At 68.1% G+C, this 17,111-nt stretch carries 15 protein-coding genes; 6 read left to right on the top strand and 9 right to left on the bottom strand.

Features of this window, described 5'->3' with window-relative positions; genetic code table 11:
- Positions 1-241: phosphoenolpyruvate carboxylase (locus P7F68_RS16900; protein ID WP_277834882.1), on the bottom strand; the 241-nt coding region annotated here is incomplete at its 3' end.
- A 275-nt stretch (positions 242-516) separates the two neighbouring features.
- Here P7F68_RS16900 and hemC point away from each other — a divergent pair.
- The 3 genes from hemC to P7F68_RS16915 all read left to right on the top strand — a co-directional run bounded on the left by hemC (position 517) and on the right by P7F68_RS16915 (position 4,912).
- Positions 517-1,449 (top strand): hydroxymethylbilane synthase, encoded by a 933-nt coding sequence (gene hemC, locus P7F68_RS16905; protein ID WP_004248895.1) that lies wholly within the window; start codon positions 517-519, stop codon positions 1,447-1,449.
- 90 nt (positions 1,450-1,539) lie between these two features.
- Entirely contained in the window at positions 1,540-3,711 is a 2,172-nt protein-coding gene (gene hemDX, locus P7F68_RS16910) for a fused uroporphyrinogen-III synthase HemD/membrane protein HemX (protein WP_004248897.1), read from the top strand.
- Between the two features lie 10 nt (positions 3,712-3,721).
- Positions 3,722-4,912, top strand: a complete 1,191-nt coding sequence (locus P7F68_RS16915; protein WP_004248898.1) for a heme biosynthesis HemY N-terminal domain-containing protein — start codon at positions 3,722-3,724, stop codon at positions 4,910-4,912.
- A 337-nt stretch (positions 4,913-5,249) separates the two neighbouring features.
- Here the strand turns inward: P7F68_RS16915 and hemF are convergent, their stop codons facing one another.
- The 6 genes from hemF to P7F68_RS16945 all read right to left on the bottom strand — a co-directional run bounded on the left by hemF (position 5,250) and on the right by P7F68_RS16945 (position 11,713).
- Positions 5,250-6,158: an oxygen-dependent coproporphyrinogen oxidase gene (hemF, locus tag P7F68_RS16920; protein ID WP_277834997.1), complete on the bottom strand. Its 909-nt coding sequence runs from the start codon at positions 6,156-6,158 to the stop codon at positions 5,250-5,252.
- A gap of 5 nt (positions 6,159-6,163) precedes the next feature.
- Positions 6,164-7,441, bottom strand: coding sequence for a phosphoribosylamine--glycine ligase (purD, locus tag P7F68_RS16925; protein ID WP_277834885.1), 1,278 nt, complete (start codon positions 7,439-7,441; stop codon positions 6,164-6,166).
- 36 nt (positions 7,442-7,477) lie between these two features.
- A complete protein-coding gene (gene purH, locus P7F68_RS16930; RefSeq protein ID WP_277834887.1) occupies positions 7,478-9,067 on the bottom strand; it encodes a bifunctional phosphoribosylaminoimidazolecarboxamide formyltransferase/IMP cyclohydrolase in 1,590 nt (529 codons plus the stop codon).
- Positions 9,068-9,157: 90 nt separating this feature from the next.
- Entirely contained in the window at positions 9,158-9,394 is a 237-nt protein-coding gene (locus P7F68_RS16935; protein WP_002933202.1) for a helix-turn-helix domain-containing protein, read from the bottom strand.
- On the bottom strand, positions 9,391-10,416 hold the full coding sequence (gene dusB, locus P7F68_RS16940) for a tRNA dihydrouridine synthase DusB (RefSeq protein WP_037983335.1): 1,026 nt from the start codon (positions 10,414-10,416) through the stop codon (positions 9,391-9,393). Before dusB ends, P7F68_RS16935 begins: the two co-directional genes overlap by 4 nt.
- A gap of 115 nt (positions 10,417-10,531) precedes the next feature.
- Complete coding sequence (locus tag P7F68_RS16945) at positions 10,532-11,713, bottom strand: trans-sulfuration enzyme family protein (protein ID WP_277834890.1); 1,182 nt, start codon at positions 11,711-11,713, stop codon at positions 10,532-10,534.
- Between the two features lie 155 nt (positions 11,714-11,868).
- Here P7F68_RS16945 and P7F68_RS16950 point away from each other — a divergent pair, with 155 nt between their 5' ends.
- Genes P7F68_RS16950 through P7F68_RS16960 form a run of 3 tightly spaced genes read left to right on the top strand, consistent with a single transcriptional unit; the run spans position 11,869 to position 14,377 of the window.
- The gene (locus tag P7F68_RS16950) at positions 11,869-12,897 is read left to right on the top strand and encodes a methionine ABC transporter ATP-binding protein (protein WP_002933212.1); all 1,029 of its coding nucleotides are present in this window, start codon (positions 11,869-11,871) and stop codon (positions 12,895-12,897) included.
- Positions 12,897-13,556, top strand: a complete 660-nt coding sequence (locus tag P7F68_RS16955; protein WP_002933214.1) for a methionine ABC transporter permease — start codon at positions 12,897-12,899, stop codon at positions 13,554-13,556. The genes P7F68_RS16950 and P7F68_RS16955 overlap by 1 nt, the downstream gene beginning before the upstream one ends.
- 20 nt (positions 13,557-13,576) lie before the next feature.
- Positions 13,577-14,377 (top strand): MetQ/NlpA family ABC transporter substrate-binding protein, encoded by an 801-nt coding sequence (locus P7F68_RS16960; RefSeq protein ID WP_002945735.1) that lies wholly within the window; start codon positions 13,577-13,579, stop codon positions 14,375-14,377.
- 127 nt (positions 14,378-14,504) lie between these two features.
- On the opposite strand, the gene P7F68_RS16965 is transcribed toward P7F68_RS16960, so the two are convergent.
- Positions 14,505-15,719: an FAD-dependent monooxygenase gene (locus tag P7F68_RS16965; RefSeq protein ID WP_277834893.1), complete on the bottom strand. Its 1,215-nt coding sequence runs from the start codon at positions 15,717-15,719 to the stop codon at positions 14,505-14,507.
- A complete protein-coding gene (locus tag P7F68_RS16970) occupies positions 15,712-17,067 on the bottom strand; it encodes an aminopeptidase P N-terminal domain-containing protein (RefSeq protein ID WP_277834894.1) in 1,356 nt (451 codons plus the stop codon). Before P7F68_RS16970 ends, P7F68_RS16965 begins: the two co-directional genes overlap by 8 nt.
- Positions 17,068-17,111 lie beyond the last annotated feature (44 nt).

Raw genomic sequence — 17,111 nt, forward strand, 5'->3', positions numbered from 1 at the left:
AGAAGTAGCTGAAGGCGCGCACGACCTGGATCGTCTGGTCGCGCGACAGCGCATCGAGGATGTCCTCGAGCTCGCGCCGGGCCGCAATGTCGTCGTCGCGGCGGAAGCGCACCGAGTTCTGGCGGATGCGCTCGATCAGCTCGAAGGCGGCTGCACCCTGCTGGTCGCGCACGGTGTCACCGAGCAGGCGCCCGAGCAGGCGGATGTCTTCACGCAGCGGGGCGTCCTTGTCCTGGGTCATGTGTCTTGGTCTTCCTGGTTGTCGTCTAGGGGCCCTGCACCTGCCGTTGATCGTCCATGCTCACGTCAGGGCGTCCCGGCGTTGTGCATCGTCCCGGCGTCGCAGAGAGATGTGCTGCGTGCCAGGCAAGGCGGTCGGTGGGGAAAAGAGTGCGATCGGCACGCATGCTAGAATCCCGGCCTGTCCGCGCACCATTGGTGCGAACCCTGATGCTGCAGTGCGGCGAAATCTGGCCGTACCCGGCACCTTCCTACTTGTTACGTGAGTTATCCATCGTGAGCCAAGCGACCCCCGAGCGCATCGTCATCGCTACCCGTGAAAGCCGTCTCGCCCTGTGGCAGGCCGAGCACATCAAGGCCCGGCTCGAGGGATTGTATCCCGGCTGCAATGTCGAGCTTCTGGGCATGACCACGCGCGGTGACCAGATCCTCGACCGCCCGCTCGCGAAGGTTGGCGGCAAGGGCCTGTTCGTGAAGGAGCTGGAAACAGCCCTGCTCGATGGGCGCGCCGACATCGCCGTGCATTCGATGAAGGACGTGCCGATGGTGATGGGCGATGAGTTCGTGCTGCCCTGCATCACGGAGCGCGAGGTTCCGCTCGACGCCTTCGTCTCCAATCGCTACGACAGCCTGGCGGACATGCCCCCTGGGGCTGTGGTGGGGACGTCCTCGCTGCGCCGCGAATCGCAGATCCATGCGCAGTATCCCTTCCTTGCCGTGACCAGCTTGCGCGGCAACCTCGACACCCGTCTGCGCAAGCTCGACGAAGGCCAGTACGACGCAATCATCCTCGCCGCGGCCGGGCTGACCCGGCTCGGACTGGGCGAGCGCATCCGCTCGGTGATGCCGGCCGAGGTGTCGCTGCCGGCCGCCGGACAGGGCGCGCTCGGTATCGAATGCCTGGCGGCGCGGCCCGATGTCATTGCCTGGCTGCAACCCCTGGTCGATGCCGATACTGCCGCCTGCGTGCTCGCCGAGCGTGCAGTCGCACGCGCACTGGCCGGCAGCTGCGAGGTGCCGCTGGGTGCCTACGCGGTGATCCGCGGAGGGCAGTTGTGGCTGCGAGGTTTCGTCGCCCGCCCCGATGGCAGCGAGATCGTCCGTGCCGAACGCGAGGGCGCGCCCGCCGATGCCGACGCGCTTGGCCGCGCACTGGCCGAAGATCTGCGCGCGCAGGGCGCCGAGGCGATCCTGGCCGATATCGGCTGACGGCGAACACAGCTGATGGCGACTGCCCCCGCTCTCCCGTCCGCGCCCGGTCCGGGCGCCGGCCCTCTCGCAGGGCGCTGCCTGGTCGTGATGCGCCCGCAGGAGCAGGCCGACAACCTGTGCCGGCGCATCGAGGCCGCAGGTGGCCGCGCCCTGCGCTTTCCGGTGATTGCGATCGGTGCGGCGCCCGATCCTGCCCAGCTCGAGGCCGTGGTACCCCGCCTCGACGAGTTCCAGCTGGCGTTCTTCGTCAGCCCCAATGCCGCCAACTACGCGATGCAGTACATCCTGCCGCGGCGCGCCTGGCCGGCCGGCCTGCGCGTGTCGACCGTGGGCAAGGGCAGCGAGCGGGTGCTGCGCGACTATGGCTTTGAGGCGGTCATTGCGCCGCAGGTCGGGTTCGACAGCGAGGCTGTGATTGCGCTTCCCGAGTTTGCCGCAGAGGCTGTGGCCGGCTGCAAGGTGCTGATCTTCCGCGGTGACGGCGGTCGCGAGTTGCTTGCCGATACCTTGCGCGAGCGCGGCGCCAGTGTTGAATATGTCACGTGCTATCGGCGCTACTGTCCGGAGCTTGATCCTGCGCTGTTGTTGCAGCCGGTGGGGCGCGGTGAGGTCGACGCACTGCTGCTGACCAGCAGTGAAGGCGTCCGCAACCTGGCGCAGATGCTCGGCGCTGAAGGGCTTGCGGCACTGCGCCAGGTAAAGGTGTTCGCCACTCATCCACGCATCGTCGAGCAGGCCCGCGAGGCCGGTTTCGCTGACGTGATCGAGGCGCCCGCCGGTGATGACGGCCTGATGCAGGCACTTGAGGACCACTTTGGTTACACTGAAGCCATGAAAGAAGAGACTCCCGCCCTCACGCAGCCGCCGGCGAGCGCCCATCCCGATCGTAAGGACGATGCCCTCGACGCGGCGCGCGGCGAGCAGGCCGCTGCAAGCACGAGTGCCGATACGGTGGAGCGCGGCGAAGCCGCCTCGTCGGCCGAGACTTCAACCGATGTGGTCCAGCCTGCGGGCGGAGCCGAGCAGGGGGTGGTGGCCGCGCCGCGCCGCAGCGCTGCCGCGTGGTGGGCACTGTTGCTGGCCTTGGTGGCGATCGGCATTGCCGGCTGGGCAGTGTGGCAGGCACGCGACACGCGGGTCGGCGCGACCGTTCTGCGCGAGGAACTGGCGCAACGCCTGTCCGAGGGCGAGCGGGTGGCGAGCGAGGCGCGCGGCATCGTGCGCCAGCAACAGGAAGTGATCGCCGCGCTTCAGGGCCGCCTGGGTGCGTTGAGCGCCAAGGTCGAGGAGACCGAAGGCCAGGCCGCTGCGCTCGAAGCCCTTTATCAGGAGTTCTCGCGTACGCGTGAAGACGGCGTGATTGCCGAGGTCGAGCAGGCGGTGGTGCTCGCCGCACAGCAGTTGCAGATTGCCGGCAACGTCGAGGCTGCGCTGATTGCGCTGCAGGAGGCCGAATCCCGCCTCGCGCTGCATGATCGGGGGCAGCTTGCCGGGCTGCGGCGTGCGTTGGCAAACGACATCGACGCGCTCAAGTTGCAGCCGGTACTCGACGTCTCGGGCCTGAGCCTGCGCCTTGAGCGCCTGCTCGAGCGCGCCGACGCTCTGCCGCTCGCCTTCGAGGGGCAGTTGCCGGTGGAGGCTGCGGTTGGCCGCGATCTGGCACCGGGCGAAAGCACCGGGCTGGCAGGCTGGATGGCCAGCGCGTGGCGCCTTGGCGAAGCGCTGGCGGCAGACGTCTGGCACGAAGTGCGCACCCTTATCCGGGTCGAGCGTCTCGACCAGGCAGAGCCGGTGTTGCTGGCGCCGGCGCAGAACGCTTTCCTGCGCGAGAACCTCAAGATCCGCCTGCTCACCGCGCGTCTCGCGCTGCTGGCCCGCGATGGCCGCACCTACGAGGCCGACCTGGCGCAGGCTCGCGCCTGGGTGGAGCGTTTCTTCGACCCGCGTGACGCTCGCGTGCAGGCTGCGCTGACTGAACTCAAGACCCTGGAGGCAGTGCGGGTGCGCTATGAGCCACACAACCTGTCCGAGACCTTCAATGCGCTGCGCCTTGCGCAAGCGCGCAGCGGTCGGCCGCAAGTGCCCACTACGCCGGCACAGGACGTCCCTGCGGCCGCACCGGCTGCGCCGACTGCTGCGCCCGCTGCGGGCACGACGGTGGAGGCCGCCGAGGTTGCCGCCGAAGCCCAGGAGGCCGACGCTGGAGAGGGCACGGAAGGTGGCGATTCGGCAGGCGCGGCGCAGGCCGTGAGCGAGTGAGGGCCAGTCGATGCGCGCACTGATCTGGTTGATCGGCATCTTCGCCCTCGCTGTCGGCGTGGCGATGGTTGCCGGTGTGAATGACGGCTATGTCTTGGTTGTGCTGTCGCCCTGGCGGGCGCAGATCTCGCTGAACCTGTTCATCGTCCTGCTCGTCGTCGGCGTGCTGCTCGTCCACCTGCTGCTCAAGGTCATCGGTCGCACGCTGGGTCTGCCTGCCCGGGTTGCCAGCTGGCGTGAGCGCCGACGCCGGCAAAAGGCCGATCGCGCGCTGCATGGCGCGATCAATGCCCTGTTCGAAGGCCGTTTCTCGCAATCGCTCAAGTCGGCCTCGACTGCATACACTGCGAGCGCGGGCTCGTCCATGGCTGCACTGGTGGCTGCGCGCGCGGCGCACGGCCTGCAGGACGAGGCCCGTTACCAGGAGTGGCTGGGGCATGCCGCAGAAGAGAAGGGCAGTGAAGTAGCTCGCCTGATGACCGAGGCCGAGCTCGCCATCGAAAGCCGTCAGTTCGACGTTGCCGCGAGCCGCCTGCAGACCTTGCGCGATGCCGGGCACAAGCACATCGCCATGCTGCGGCTGGAGTCACGTGTGGCGCTGGCATTGGGGCGCTGGGACGAGTTGGTGCATCACGTACGCCAGCTGCGCAAGCACAAGGCCCTCAGCGATGAGCAGGCCGCGCCCAAGCTGAGGCGGGCACACATCGAGCGCATGAAGCAGCTGGCGGGCGACGCTGGGGCGCTTGCGCAGTACTGGAAGGAGATCCCCGAGGACGAGTTGCAGGATCGGGGTCTGGTGGAGCGCGCACTGCCGCTGATGGCGCGCGCCGGCCATGGTGTGACGGTCCGGCGCCAGGTCGAGCGTCTGCTCGACGAACGCTGGGATACGGCGCTGGCGCGCCTGTACGCCTACTGCGCGGCGTCGAACGAGGATGCGCGCAGCTGCCTGCAGAAGGCCGAAGGCTGGCTCGAGGCGCATCCTCAGGACAGCGGCCTGCTGTTTGCCCTTGGCCAGCTGTGCCGGCGCAGTGAACTGTGGGGCAAGGCGCAGAGCTACCTCGAAGCCTCGCTCAAGCAGTCGCCGGCGGTGGATACGCACCTTGCGCTGGCACACCTGTTCGACACGCTCGAGCGTCCGGCAGACGCCCAGCGCCATTACCGTGCCGCGGCGGAGAAGGTGGGCTCGGCCGCAGCGGCCTGAAGGCAGCGCAGCGCAGGGCAGGGCACAGAGGGGGCCGCAGGCGTAGTGTTTGCGGCCCTCTGCGCTTTCTAGGGCCAGGGATGGCAGGTGTGCTTGGAGGAAGAAAATCTCGCGGCTGGCGCCGCGCCTACAGCAAACCCAACGCGCGTCGCCCCCTGTAGGAGCGGCGCGAGCCGCGAGGGGTTGAAGGCGACGGAGGTGGGTGGGCAGCCGATGAAAAGCTCGCGGCTGGCGCCGCGCCTACAGCAAACCCAACGCGCGTCGCCCCCTGTAGGAGCGGCGCGAGCCGCGAGGGGTTGAAGGCCTTTGCGCCTGCGTCGAGCCCAAAGCGCTAGGCTCAGGCCCAGTCCCGCGGCTTGAGAAAGATGTCGTAGAGCTGCGACTCGGGGCTGCCGGGCTCGGGGTGCCAGTCGTAGCGCCACTTCACGATCGGCGGCATCGACATCAGGATCGATTCGGTCCGACCGCCGGACTGCAGGCCGAACAGCGTGCCGCGGTCGAACACCAGGTTGAACTCCACGTAGCGGCCGCGCCGGTAGGCCTGGAAGTCGCGCTCGCGTTCGCCGTAGGCAATGTCCTTGCGGCGCTCGATGATCGGCAGGTAGGCGTCGAGGAAGGCTTCGCCGACCGAGCGTGTCAGCCCGAAGGCGGTATCGAAATCGGTCTGGCCGTCGGCGCCGAGATCGTCGAAGAACAGCCCGCCCACGCCGCGTGGCTCGTTACGGTGCTTGAGAAAGAAGTAACGATCGCACCAGTCCTTGAGGCGGCGGTGTTCCGCCTCGCCGCCCCAGGGCAGCACGGCTGCCTTGCAGGTGGCGTGGAAGTGGCGGACGTCGTCCTCGAAGCCGTAATACGGCGTCAGGTCCATGCCGCCGCCGAACCACCACACCGGGGCCTTGCCCTCGGCCATGGCGATGAAGCAGCGCACGTTCATGTGCACCGTGGGGCACCAGGGGTTGTGCGGGTGCAGCACGAGCGACACGCCCATGGCCTCGAAGCGCCGGCCGGCGAGTTCGGGGCGGTGGGCAGTGGCCGAGGCCGGCATGGCGTCGCCGGTGACGTGGGAAAAGTTGACCCCGCCGCGCTCGAAGAAGTTACCGTCCTCGATCACTCGCGTCAGCCCGCCACCGCCGCCCGGGCGCTCCCAGCCGTCGGCACGGAAGGCGACGCCATCGAAGGCTTCGAGGCGGTCGACGATGCGCGACTGCAGCCCCGTGAACCAGGGCTTTACGATCTCGGCCTGCATCGTCATCAGAGCTTGCGGCCGATGGCGCGGTGGCCGATGTCGCGGCGGTACTGGCGGCCCTCGAATTGGATCATGTCGGCGATCTCGTAGGCGCGCTTCTGCGCCGTGCGCACGTTGTCGCCGAGCGCAGTCACGCACAGCACGCGGCCGCCGGCGGTGACGACTTGGCCGTCCTCGTCGGCGGTGCCGGCATGGAACACATGCACGTCCTCGAGCTCGTTGGCGGGCAGGCCGGTGATGGCGTCGCCCTTGCGCGGGCTGTCCGGGTAGCCGGCGGCAGCCAGCACAACACCCAGCGCAAAGCGGCGATCCCACTCGGCTTCGGTGTGGTCGAGCTTGCCGGCGATGGCCGCTTCGATGAGGTCTGCGAGGTCCGTCTTGAGCCGCATCATGATCGGTTGCGTTTCCGGATCGCCCATGCGGCAGTTGAACTCGACCACGCGCGGACGGCCGTCGCCGTCGATCATCAGCCCGGCATAGAGGAAACCGGTGTAAGGCACGCCGTCGGCCGTCATGCCGGCCAGCGTCGGGTTGATGATCTCGCGCATCACGCGCGCATGCACGTCGGGGGTCACCACCGGAGCGGGCGAATACGCGCCCATGCCGCCGGTATTGGGGCCCTGGTCGCCGTCCTTGAGGCGCTTGTGGTCCTGGCTGGTGGCGAGCGCGAGCGCGTTCCTGCCGTCGGCCATGACGATGAAGCTGGCTTCCTCGCCCTCCATGAATTCCTCGATGACCACGCGCGCGCCGGCATCGCCCATCTTGTTGTCGAGCAGCATCATGTCGATCGCGGCATGGGCCTCGTCTGCCGTCATCGCCACCACGACGCCCTTGCCCGCAGCCAGGCCGTCGGCCTTGATCACGATCGGCGCGCCCTCGGTGTCGATGTAGGCGTGCGCCTCGGCAGCGTCCGAGAAGGTCTGGTACTTCGCGGTCGGGATGTTGTGGCGGACGAGGAACTGCTTGGCGAAGTCCTTCGAGCTCTCGAGCTGCGCAGCCGCCTTGGTGGGGCCGAAGATCGGCAGGCCGGCGGCGCGGAAGGCGTCCACAACGCCGGCCGCGAGCGGGGCTTCGGGGCCGACCACGGTGAAGGCGACCTGCTCGCGCTTGGCGAGTTCGACCAGCACCTTGATATCGGTGACCGGTACGTTCTGCAGCAGCTTCTCGGCAGCGGTGCCGGGGTTGCCCGGCGCCACCAGCACGCGGGTGACCTTGGGCGACTGGGCGAGCTTCCAGGCCAGCGCGTGTTCGCGACCGCCTGAACCGATGACGAGGACTTTCATGAGCTGCTCCGGATCTCTGCGGGGAGGATGTCGTTATTAGTGGCGGAAGTGGCGGAAGCCGGTGAACACCATGGCGATGTTCTGCTCGTTGGCGGCGGCGATGACCTCTTCGTCGCGCATCGAGCCGCCCGGCTGGATCACCGCCGTGGCGCCAGCCTGGGCGAGCACGTCGAGGCCATCACGGAAGGGGAAGAAGGCGTCGGAGGCGACCACGCAGCCGGCGATCTGCAGACCGGCGTTCTCGGCCTTGATCTTGGCAATGCGGGCGGAGTCGACGCGGCTCATCTGGCCGGCGCCGACGCCGATGGTCATGCCGTCCTTGCAGTACACGATGGCGTTGGACTTGACGTACTTGGCCACGCGCCAGGCGAACAGCATGTCGCGCATCTCGGCGTCAGTCGGTGCGCGCTGGGTGACGACCTTGAGGTCGGCGACCTGGATGCGAGCCTCGTCGGCGCTCTGCACGAGCAGGCCGCCACCGACACGCTTGTAGTCGAAGGCGCCTGCGGGCTGGCCGAGCGGGCAGGTGAGCACGCGCACGTTCTTCTTGCCGGCGAGCAGTTCGAGCGCGTCGGCAGTGTAGGACGGCGCAATCAGCACCTCCAGGAACTGCGCCGACACCGCTTCCGCGGCGGCACGGTCAACCTCGCCGTTGAAGGCGATGATGCCGCCGAAGGCAGAGGTCGGGTCGGTGGCGAAGGCTTTCTTGTAGGCTTCGAGCGGGTTGGCGGCGACGGCCACGCCGCAGGGGTTGGCGTGCTTGACGATGACACAGGCGGCGGCCGGGCCGTCGAAGGCCTTGACGCATTCCCAGGCTGCGTCGGCGTCGTCGATGTTGTTGTACGACAGCTCCTTGCCCTGCAGCTGGGTGTAGCCGGCAACGCCACCCTCGGCTGCGCCCGGTTGGCGGTAGAAGGCCGCTGTCTGGTGCGGGTTCTCGCCGTAGCGCAGGTCCTGCACCTTGTCGAAGGCGAGCTGCAGGCGCTCGGGGTAGGTCTGCAGCGACACGTCGCCGGCCTCGTTGGTGACCAGCGCGGTGAGGTAGTTGGAGATCGCCGAGTCGTAGCGCGCAGTGTGGGTGAAGGCCTTCACCGCGAGCGCGAAGCGGGTCTTGTGGCTGAGCTTGCCGGCGTTGGACTTGAGCTCGGCGACGATGCCGGCGTAGTCCTCGGGGTCGGTGACGATGCCGACACCGCCGTCTTCGTTGCCGTGGTTCTTGGCCGCGGCGCGCACCATGGTGGGGCCGCCGATGTCGATGTTCTCGATCGCATCTTCCAGCGAGCAGTCGGGCTTGGCCACGGTCTGCTGGAAGGGGTAGAGGTTCACCACCACGAGGTCGATGCGGCCGATGTCGTGTGCAGCGATCGTGTCCATGTGCTCGGCGAGATCACGACGGGCGAGGATGCCGCCATGCACCTTGGGGTGCAGGGTCTTGACGCGGCCGTCGAGCATCTCCGGGAAGCCGGTGTGCTCGGAAACGTCTGTCACCTCGAGGCCGGCTTCGCGCAACAGGCTGGCGGTGCCGCCGGTCGACAGCAGCTTGACGCCGAGCGCGGAGAGCTCGCGGGCGAATTCGAGCACGCCGCGTTTGTCGGAAACACTGATCAGGGCTTGGGTGACGTTCATCGTGGTGACTGGGCTGAGGATTGAGAAAAACGGAGGGTCGAGGTGCGCGCCGCGCCTTCCGGTTCGAGCCGAAGGGCGCGCGGTGGCGGCTTACAGCAGTTCGTAGTCGGTGAGCTTGCGGCGCAGCGTGTTGCGGTTGATGCCCAGCATCTCGGCGGCGACCGTCTGGTTGCCCTTGGCCTGCTCGAGAACGAACTGCAGCATCGGGCGTTCGACGTTACGGATCACCATGTCATGGATGGCGCCCGGTTTCTCGCCGTCGAGGTCGCGGAAATACTGATCCAGGGTGCGAACGACGGCGTCCGCGATCTCGTTGTTGCGGCTCATGCGGCGAGTTCCTGCAGGTTTTCGTCGGCTTCGTAGCTCAGGCGCGCATCGGCCTCGGCTAGCTGGCCGAAGAAGTCGTCAACGGCGGCGAGCTGGGCGGGAATGTCGGGGATCTGGTTCATCGCCCGGCGGAACGCCGCCGAGCCGACCAGGCCCTTGGTGTACCAGGAGATGTGCTTGCGCGCGATCTTGACGCCGCGCTCGTCGCCGTAGAAGCCGTACAGGTCGGCGAGGTGTTCGCGGCAGACCTGATGGATCTCGCTCACCAGCGGCGGCGGCATCAGCTCGCCGGTGGCGAGGTAGTGCTCGATCTCGCGGAAGATCCACGGCCGGCCCTGTGCGGCGCGCCCGATCATGACGCCATCGGCGCCGGTGTAGTCAAGGACGTGCTTCGCTTTTTGGGGGCTGGTGATGTCGCCGTTGGCGATCACCGGGATGCTCACCAGCGTCTTGACGTGGGCGATGGTGTCGTACTCGGCCTCGCCCATGTACTGGTCGGCGCGGGTGCGGCCGTGGATGGCGATGGCGCGGATGCCGGACGCCTCGGCGATGCGGGCTATCGTCGGCGCGTTCTTGTTGGCACGGTTCCAGCCGGTGCGGAACTTGAGCGTGACCGGGGTATCGGGCACGGCCTTGACCACCGCTTCGAGGATGCGCGCCACCAGCGGTTCGTCCTGCATCAGCGCCGAGCCAGCCATCACGTTGCACACCTTCTTGGCCGGGCAACCCATGTTGATGTCGATGATCTGCGCGCCATTGTCGGCGTTGTACTTTGCGGCCTCGGCCATCATTGCCGGGTCGGCGCCGGCAATCTGCACCGAGATCGGGTCGACCTCGCCGGTGTGATCTGCACGGCGACGGGTCTTTTCGCTGCCATAGAGCAGGGAGTTGGACGTCACCATCTCGGACACGGCCACGCCTGCGCCCAGTTTCTTGCACAACTGGCGGAAAGGACGATCCGTCACCCCGGCCATCGGAGCGACGAAGAGATTGTTGCGCAAGGTGAAGCCGGCGAACTGCATGGGCGGGAGCGAGCGATGAAAGCCCGGCATTTTACCCCATCGTTCAAACCCTTGGCGTGTCGGCTGTCGCAGTGCAGCGTAATGACAACGCTGCATTGGTACATGCGGCAAGCGCTCAGGTGCTCGGTTGCGCGCCGGCGGGGCAGCAAGCCAGTGCCTGCTCCAGATCGGCAACGAGGTCCTCGGTGTCCTCGATGCCCACCGACAGGCGCAGCAGGTCGTCGGGGCAGCGCGTGCCCGGTCCTTCGACCATGGCGCGGTGCTCGATGAGGCTTTCCACCGAGCCGAGCGAGGTTGCGCGCCGGAAGATGCGCACCCGGGCGGCCACCTCGTGCGCCGCCGCGGCGCCACCGCGCACCCGCAGCGACAACATGGCCCCGAAGCCGCCGATCATCTGCCTGCAGGCGATAGCATGGCCGGGGTGGCTGGGGAGGCCGGGGTAGCGCACTTCGAGCACGGCGGGATGGTGTTCGAAGTGCTGTGCGATGTGCAGCGCCGACGCTGCCGCCGTGCGTACGCGCGGAAACAGCGTGCGCAGGCCGCGGTTGAGCAGCCAGGCCTCAAAGGGGCCGAGGACGGCGCCGCCGGCTGCACGTGCGGTCTTTATGCGACTCCAGAAATCGTCGGCGGCGGCGGTGACGAGCACGCCCGCGACGACGTCGGAATGACCGTTGAGGTACTTGGTCGCCGAGTGCATGACGATATCTGCACCGAGCGCCAGCGGGCGGGTGAAGACCGGGGTCGGTACCGTGGAGTCCACCACCAGACGGGCGCCGGCGGCGTGGGCGAGCCTGGCCGCGCGGGCGATATCGATGATGTCCCAGGTCGGGTTGGCGGGGGTCTCGGCCCATACCAGATCGGCCGGCGCCTGCAGCAATCCGGCGAGTTCGTCGATGTCGGCATAGAAATCGAGGTCGATCTGCCAGTTGGCGGAGAAGCCGATCAACCAGTTGCGCAGCGACCAGTACATGTCGTGGGGAGCGACGATGCGTGCGCCCGGCTTGAGTGCCAGCAGCACAGCCGATGCGGCGGCCATGCCGGAGGCGAACAATGCCGCCGCCGCGCCGCCTTCGAGCTCGCACAGCAGGGCTTCGGCAGGGTCGTAGGCCGGGCTGGCGTCGCGGGCGTAGATGCGGCCGCCCGGCAGGCTGCCATCCTCGGCACGCTCGAAGGTGCTCGCCATATGGATCGGCGGCACGATGTCGCGGTGCGGCATCGTGCTCGCGCCGAGGCCCTGGGCGGCGAGGGTGGCGGGGGCGAAGTTGGCGCCAGGCCTGCGGTGGTCGTCGTGCTGCATGGTGTGCGTTCCTTGATGAATGCGGGGGCGCGCAACGGGGCGCACAATAGAGCGGATGCTTGCCAGGGTGGCGGCGAGCCTACAAGTTCGGCGTGGTGGTGTCGAGTCTGAGCTAGGGGTAAGATCGCAGGTTTTTTCCTGCCCGGGCGCTCACCGTGATCCGCATCGAGAACCTGCACAAGACCTATCGCGCTGCCGACGGCCGCGACGTCTCCGCGCTCGCCGACGTCAGCCTGGAGATCGGCGCCGGCGAGGTGTTCGGCATCATCGGCCGTTCGGGCGCAGGCAAGAGTACGCTGATCCGCACCCTCAACCTGCTCGAGCGCCCCTCGGCCGGGCGCGTGCTGATTGACGGCGAAGACATCACCTCGCTCGACAGCGAAGGCCTGTACGCGCTGCGCCGGCGTGTCGGCATGATCTTCCAGCACTTCAATCTGCTCAACGCCAAGACGGTGGCCGATAACATCGACTGGCCGCTGAAGGCGACCGGCCACACCGACGCCACCGCGCGCGCCGCGCGCGTGAAGGAGTTGCTGGCGCTGGTGGGGCTTTCCGAGCATGGCCACAAGTACCCCTCGCAGCTCTCAGGCGGCCAGAAGCAGCGCGTGGGCATCGCACGTGCGCTCGCCAACCGGCCGCAGCTGTTGCTGTGCGACGAGGCGACCTCGGCGCTCGACCCCGAGACCACGCAGTCCATCCTGCGCCTGCTGCTCGACATCAACCGCCAGCTCGGCCTCACCATCGTACTGATCACCCACGAGATGCAGGTCATCCGCACGATCTGCGACCGCGTCGCGGTGATCGACGGTGGGCGCATCGTCGAAGCGGGCAGGGTGGCCGACGTGTTCCTGCATCCGCAGCATCCGGTGACACGCAGCATGGTGGCGCAGAGCGACGCGCTCGCCGCGGCCAGTTACGATCCGGCACATGCTTACATGAGCGACAAGCTGCGCGGCACCCTGGTACGTCTGACCTACATCGGCGACGTCACCTACCAGCCCATCCTCAGTCGCATCATGGCCGGCGCCAAGGTGCAAATCACGATCCTGCAGGGGGAGGTGTCGAGCATCAAGGACGTACCTTTCGGTCAGCTGCTGCTCGAACTCGAGGGTAGCGAGGATGATATCGGTGCCGTGTTCGCCGAGCTCGACCGCCACCAGATCCACCACGAGGTGCTGCAGTAATGGACCTGTCCGTCATCGACTGGAGCGACATCGGCGTCGCCACCTGGGAGACCCTGGTGATGACCGGCGTGTCGCTGTTCTTCACCATCCTGCTCGGCCTGCCGCTGGGCATCCTGCTGTTCGTCACCGCCAGGCGGCAGCTGCTGGAGCAGGGCTTCGTCTATGCAGTGCTGTCCTTCGTGGTCAATGTGCTGCGCTCGGTGCCCTTCCTGATCCTGCTGATCGTGATGATCCCGGTGACGGTGATCCTGATCGGCACCTCGCTCGGCGTCGAAGGCGCGATCCCGCCGCTGGTGGTGGGCACGGCGCCTTTCTTTGCCCGCCTGGTCGAGAACGTGCTGCGCGAAGTCGATCGCGGCGTCATCGAGGCCTGCCAGGCGATGGGTATCCGCACCTGGCGCATCATCTTCGGCGCCCTGTTGCCCGAGGCCCTGCCGGGCCTGATCGCCGCAGTGACGGTAACCGCGATCACGCTGATGTCCTATGCCGCAATGTCGGGCGTGATCGGCGGCGGCGGCCTCGGCGACCTCGCCATCCGTTTCGGCTATCAGCGCTTCCAGACCGAGGTGATGGTGATCACCGTCGCTCTGCTGGTGGTGCTGGTGCAGATCATCCAGTACTCGGGCGACCGCCTGGTGCTGTATTTCACCCGCAAGTGATCCTCACAAAGGAGCTGTCCATGTCGCATACCCTGCGCAAACTCTTCATCGCCAGTCTTGGCGCCCTTACCCTGGGCGCCGCTGCCAACGCGTCCGCAGCCGACCGCCTGGTCATCGCCGCCACCCCGGTGCCGCATGCCGAGATCCTCGAATTCGTCAAGCCGTTGCTGGCCAAGGACGGCGTGGAACTGGAGGTGAAGGTATTCACCGACTACGTCCAGCCCTCGATGCAGACCAACGAGAAGCGCGTCGACGGCAACTTCTTCCTGCATCAACCCTATCTGGACGCCTTCAAGCAGAAGCAGAAGAACGACATCCAGGTCGTGGTGACCAAGGTGCACGTCGAGCCGCTCGGTGCCTATTCCGCCAAGCACAAGGCCGCAACCGATATCCCGGACGGCGCCACCGTGGCGATTCCCAACGACCCCTCAAACTCCGGCCGCGCACTGCTGCTGATGGCCAAGAACGGCCTGATCACGCTGAAGGACATCAACAGTGTGTCGGCGACGCAGAAGGACATCGCGGCCAATCCCAAGAAGCTGCGCATCCGCGAGCTTGAGGCGGCGACCCTGCCGCGCATCCTCAACCAGGTCGACCTGGCGGTGATCAACACCAACTACGCGATCGAGGCCAGGCTGAATCCGCTGCAGGACTCGCTGTTCATCGAGGACGCCAGCTCGCCGTACGCCAACCTGCTGGTGGCGCGCGAGGACAACGCCGACAGCGCGGCGATGAAGAAGCTGGCTGCGGCGCTCAACTCTGAAGAAGTGCGGCAGTTCATCGCCGACAAGTACCAGGGCGCGGTGGTGCCGGCTTTCTGACCCGCGCGGCGCCCGATCTCGGGCGCCGTTCATGAGCGCTCGCGGCGTGTGCCGTGGAGCAAGTGCGGCCGGGAACCCCCTGTAGGAGCGGCGCCAGCCGCGAGGGTTTGATGGGTGCCCGCCCCGGTCAGGGCCAGGCGCGGGCGCCGAACATCATGCGGCGGGCGACGAAATGGCGTAGTGGCGGCAGCAGGTCGAGCGCGACCAGCGCTGCGCCGCGAGCGTGGCGCAGCGGCGCGAAGTCGTTGCTGAACACCCGCACCAGGGTGTCGGTGAAGCGGATCGTGCCCAGGCGGTCCAGGCCGCGCGCGCGCGCATAGGCCGCGAGGACTTCGGCACGGCCGATATCCTCGCGGACGCACGTTTTTTCGCCGTGCGCGCCAAGCGCGTGCGAATCCACCTTACGCAGCAGTGTCTCGGCGAGTGCCCAGACGTCGCGCAGCGCCAGGTTGAAACCCTGGCCGGCGACCGGGTGCAGGGTCTGCGCGGCATTGCCGAGCCACACCGTGCGCTCGGCAATCGTCGAGCGCCGGTAGCGCAGTACCAACGGGTAGCGCAGGCGTGGGCCGACGCTGGTGAGGCGGGCGCGGCCACCGATGTGGGTCTGCAGGCGGGCGAGGTAGGCGGCATCGTCGAGCGCGAGCAGTTCGTCGGCGGTCTCGGGGCGGGCGACATGCACCAGCGCGTAGCCTTCGCCCTTGGGCAGCAGCGCCACCGGGCCTTGCGAGGTGAAGCGCTCGAATGCGGTGGCGCGGTGACCGCCGGCGACCTGCACGTCGGCGATGAGCGCGTGCTGGCCGTAGTCGTGCTCGATCACGTTGCCGTCGTCGGCGCGCAGGCCTCCCTCGGCGCAGGCCGCGAGCCGCGAGCGCAGGGTTGCGGCGGGCCTGCCCGGACCAGAGAGGCTGGCGATGACGTCGTCGGCGCCGGGGGCGAGCTGGCTCACTTCGGTTTCGTCAAACACCGGGATGCCTGCGGCGTCCACCCGGGCACGCAGGGCTGCGGCGAGGGCGCCCGCCGGGACGACGTAGCCGAGCGCGGGCAGGTCGTGCTCGCTGGCATCGATCAGAGTGCGGCCGAGGCCGCCCTGGTGCGAGATGTGGATGTGTGCGATCGCGGTCTTGGGAAGTGCATCCCAGACACCGAGGCCTTGCAACGTGAGCCCGGTGCCGTGCGCAAGCGCCAGGTCGCGCGGGTCTCGGGTGACGGCCTCGCGTGGGCGGGTGTCGGCGAGCACGATATCGAGACCGGCGTCCTTGAGCGTCAGTGCAAGCGCCAGGCCGACCGGCCCGGCGCCGACGATGAGCAGGTCATGCACGTGGCTGGCCGCCGTTTCAGCCATGGCGCGCCTCGCGCATCAGCGCCTCGATCTCGGCGACCGCCTTGGGCACGCCTTCGGTGATCAGCTCGCAGCCGTCAGCGGTGACGATGGCGTCGTCCTCGATGCGGATGCCGATGTTCCAGAAGGCCTCCGGCACGTCGTCGGCCGGGCGGATGTACATGCCCGGCTCGATGGTCAGCACCATGCCCTCGACCAGCGCTCGCCACTCGCCGCCGAGCTTGTACTCGCCGGCATCGTGCACGTCCATGCCCAGCCAGTGGCCGGTGCGGTGCATGTAGAAGCGACGGTAGTCGCCGTTTTCGAGCACGGTGTCGAGGCTGCCCTTGAGCAGGCCGAGGTCGAGCATGCCCTGGGCGAGCACCTTCACCGCGGCGTCGTGCGGCTCGTTCCAGTGCGCGCCCGGGCGGGTGGCGTCGCGCGCTGCCGCCTGGGCCGCGAGCACGATTTCGTAGGTATCACGCTGGGGGGCGGAGAAGCGCCCATTGATCGGAAAGGTCCGGGTGATGTCCGAGGCGTAGCCGTCGAGCTCGCAGCCGGCGTCGATCAGCAGCAGTGCGCCGTCGGCCAGGGGCTGGTCGTTGTCGACGTAGTGCAGCACGCAGGCGTTGGCGCCGCCGGCCACGATCGAGGTATAGGCCGGCGCCTGGCTGCCGGCGGCGCGGAAGGCGTGCAGCAGCTCGGCCTCGATCTCGTATTCGAAGCGCCCCGGGCGGGTGGCGCGCATCGCGCGGCAGTGCGCGGCGGCGGAGATCTGCGCCGCGCGGCGCATGGTGGCGAGCTCGGCAGCGTCCTTGACCAGGCGCATCTCATCGAGTTCGGCGCGCAGGTCGCGCACCGAGTGCGGTGGGGTGAGGCCGCTGCGGGCCTTGTCGCGCACGGCGTTGAGCGCGCCCAGTACCTTGGCGTCCCAGTCGTTGTCGTAGCCGAGGCTGGTCCACAGCAGGGGCTGGTCAGCGAGGTAGTCGGGCAGGCGCTTCTCGAGGTCGCCGATGGTCCACGCCTCGTCGAAGCCGAAGGCCTCGCGTGCGGCGTCCGGGCCCCAGCGGTAGCCGTCCCAGATCTCGCGCTCCTCGTTCTTCTCGCGGCAGAACAGGATCTGCTTGGTGTCCTTGCCGGCCACCAGCACGACCACCGCCTCGGGTTCTCGAAAGGCGGTGAGGTAGTAGAAGTAGCTGTCGTGGCGGTAGGCGTAGTGGGCGTCGCGGGTGCGCACGCGCTCGGGGGCGGTGGGCAGGATGGCGACGCCGCCGCCCGCGGCCTGCATGCGCGCGAGCAGGCGAGCGCGGCGGGCGCGGAAGGGGGTGGGGTCCAGGGATGCGGCGAGGCTGGGGGTAGTGAGGGCGTTCATGGCCGGGATTATGGCACCGCGTTCGGAGCGGCGGGAGCTGGTTG

It is taken from the genome of Thauera mechernichensis (assembly GCF_029588855.1).
Classification (GTDB): Bacteria; Pseudomonadota; Gammaproteobacteria; order Burkholderiales; family Rhodocyclaceae; genus Thauera; species Thauera mechernichensis.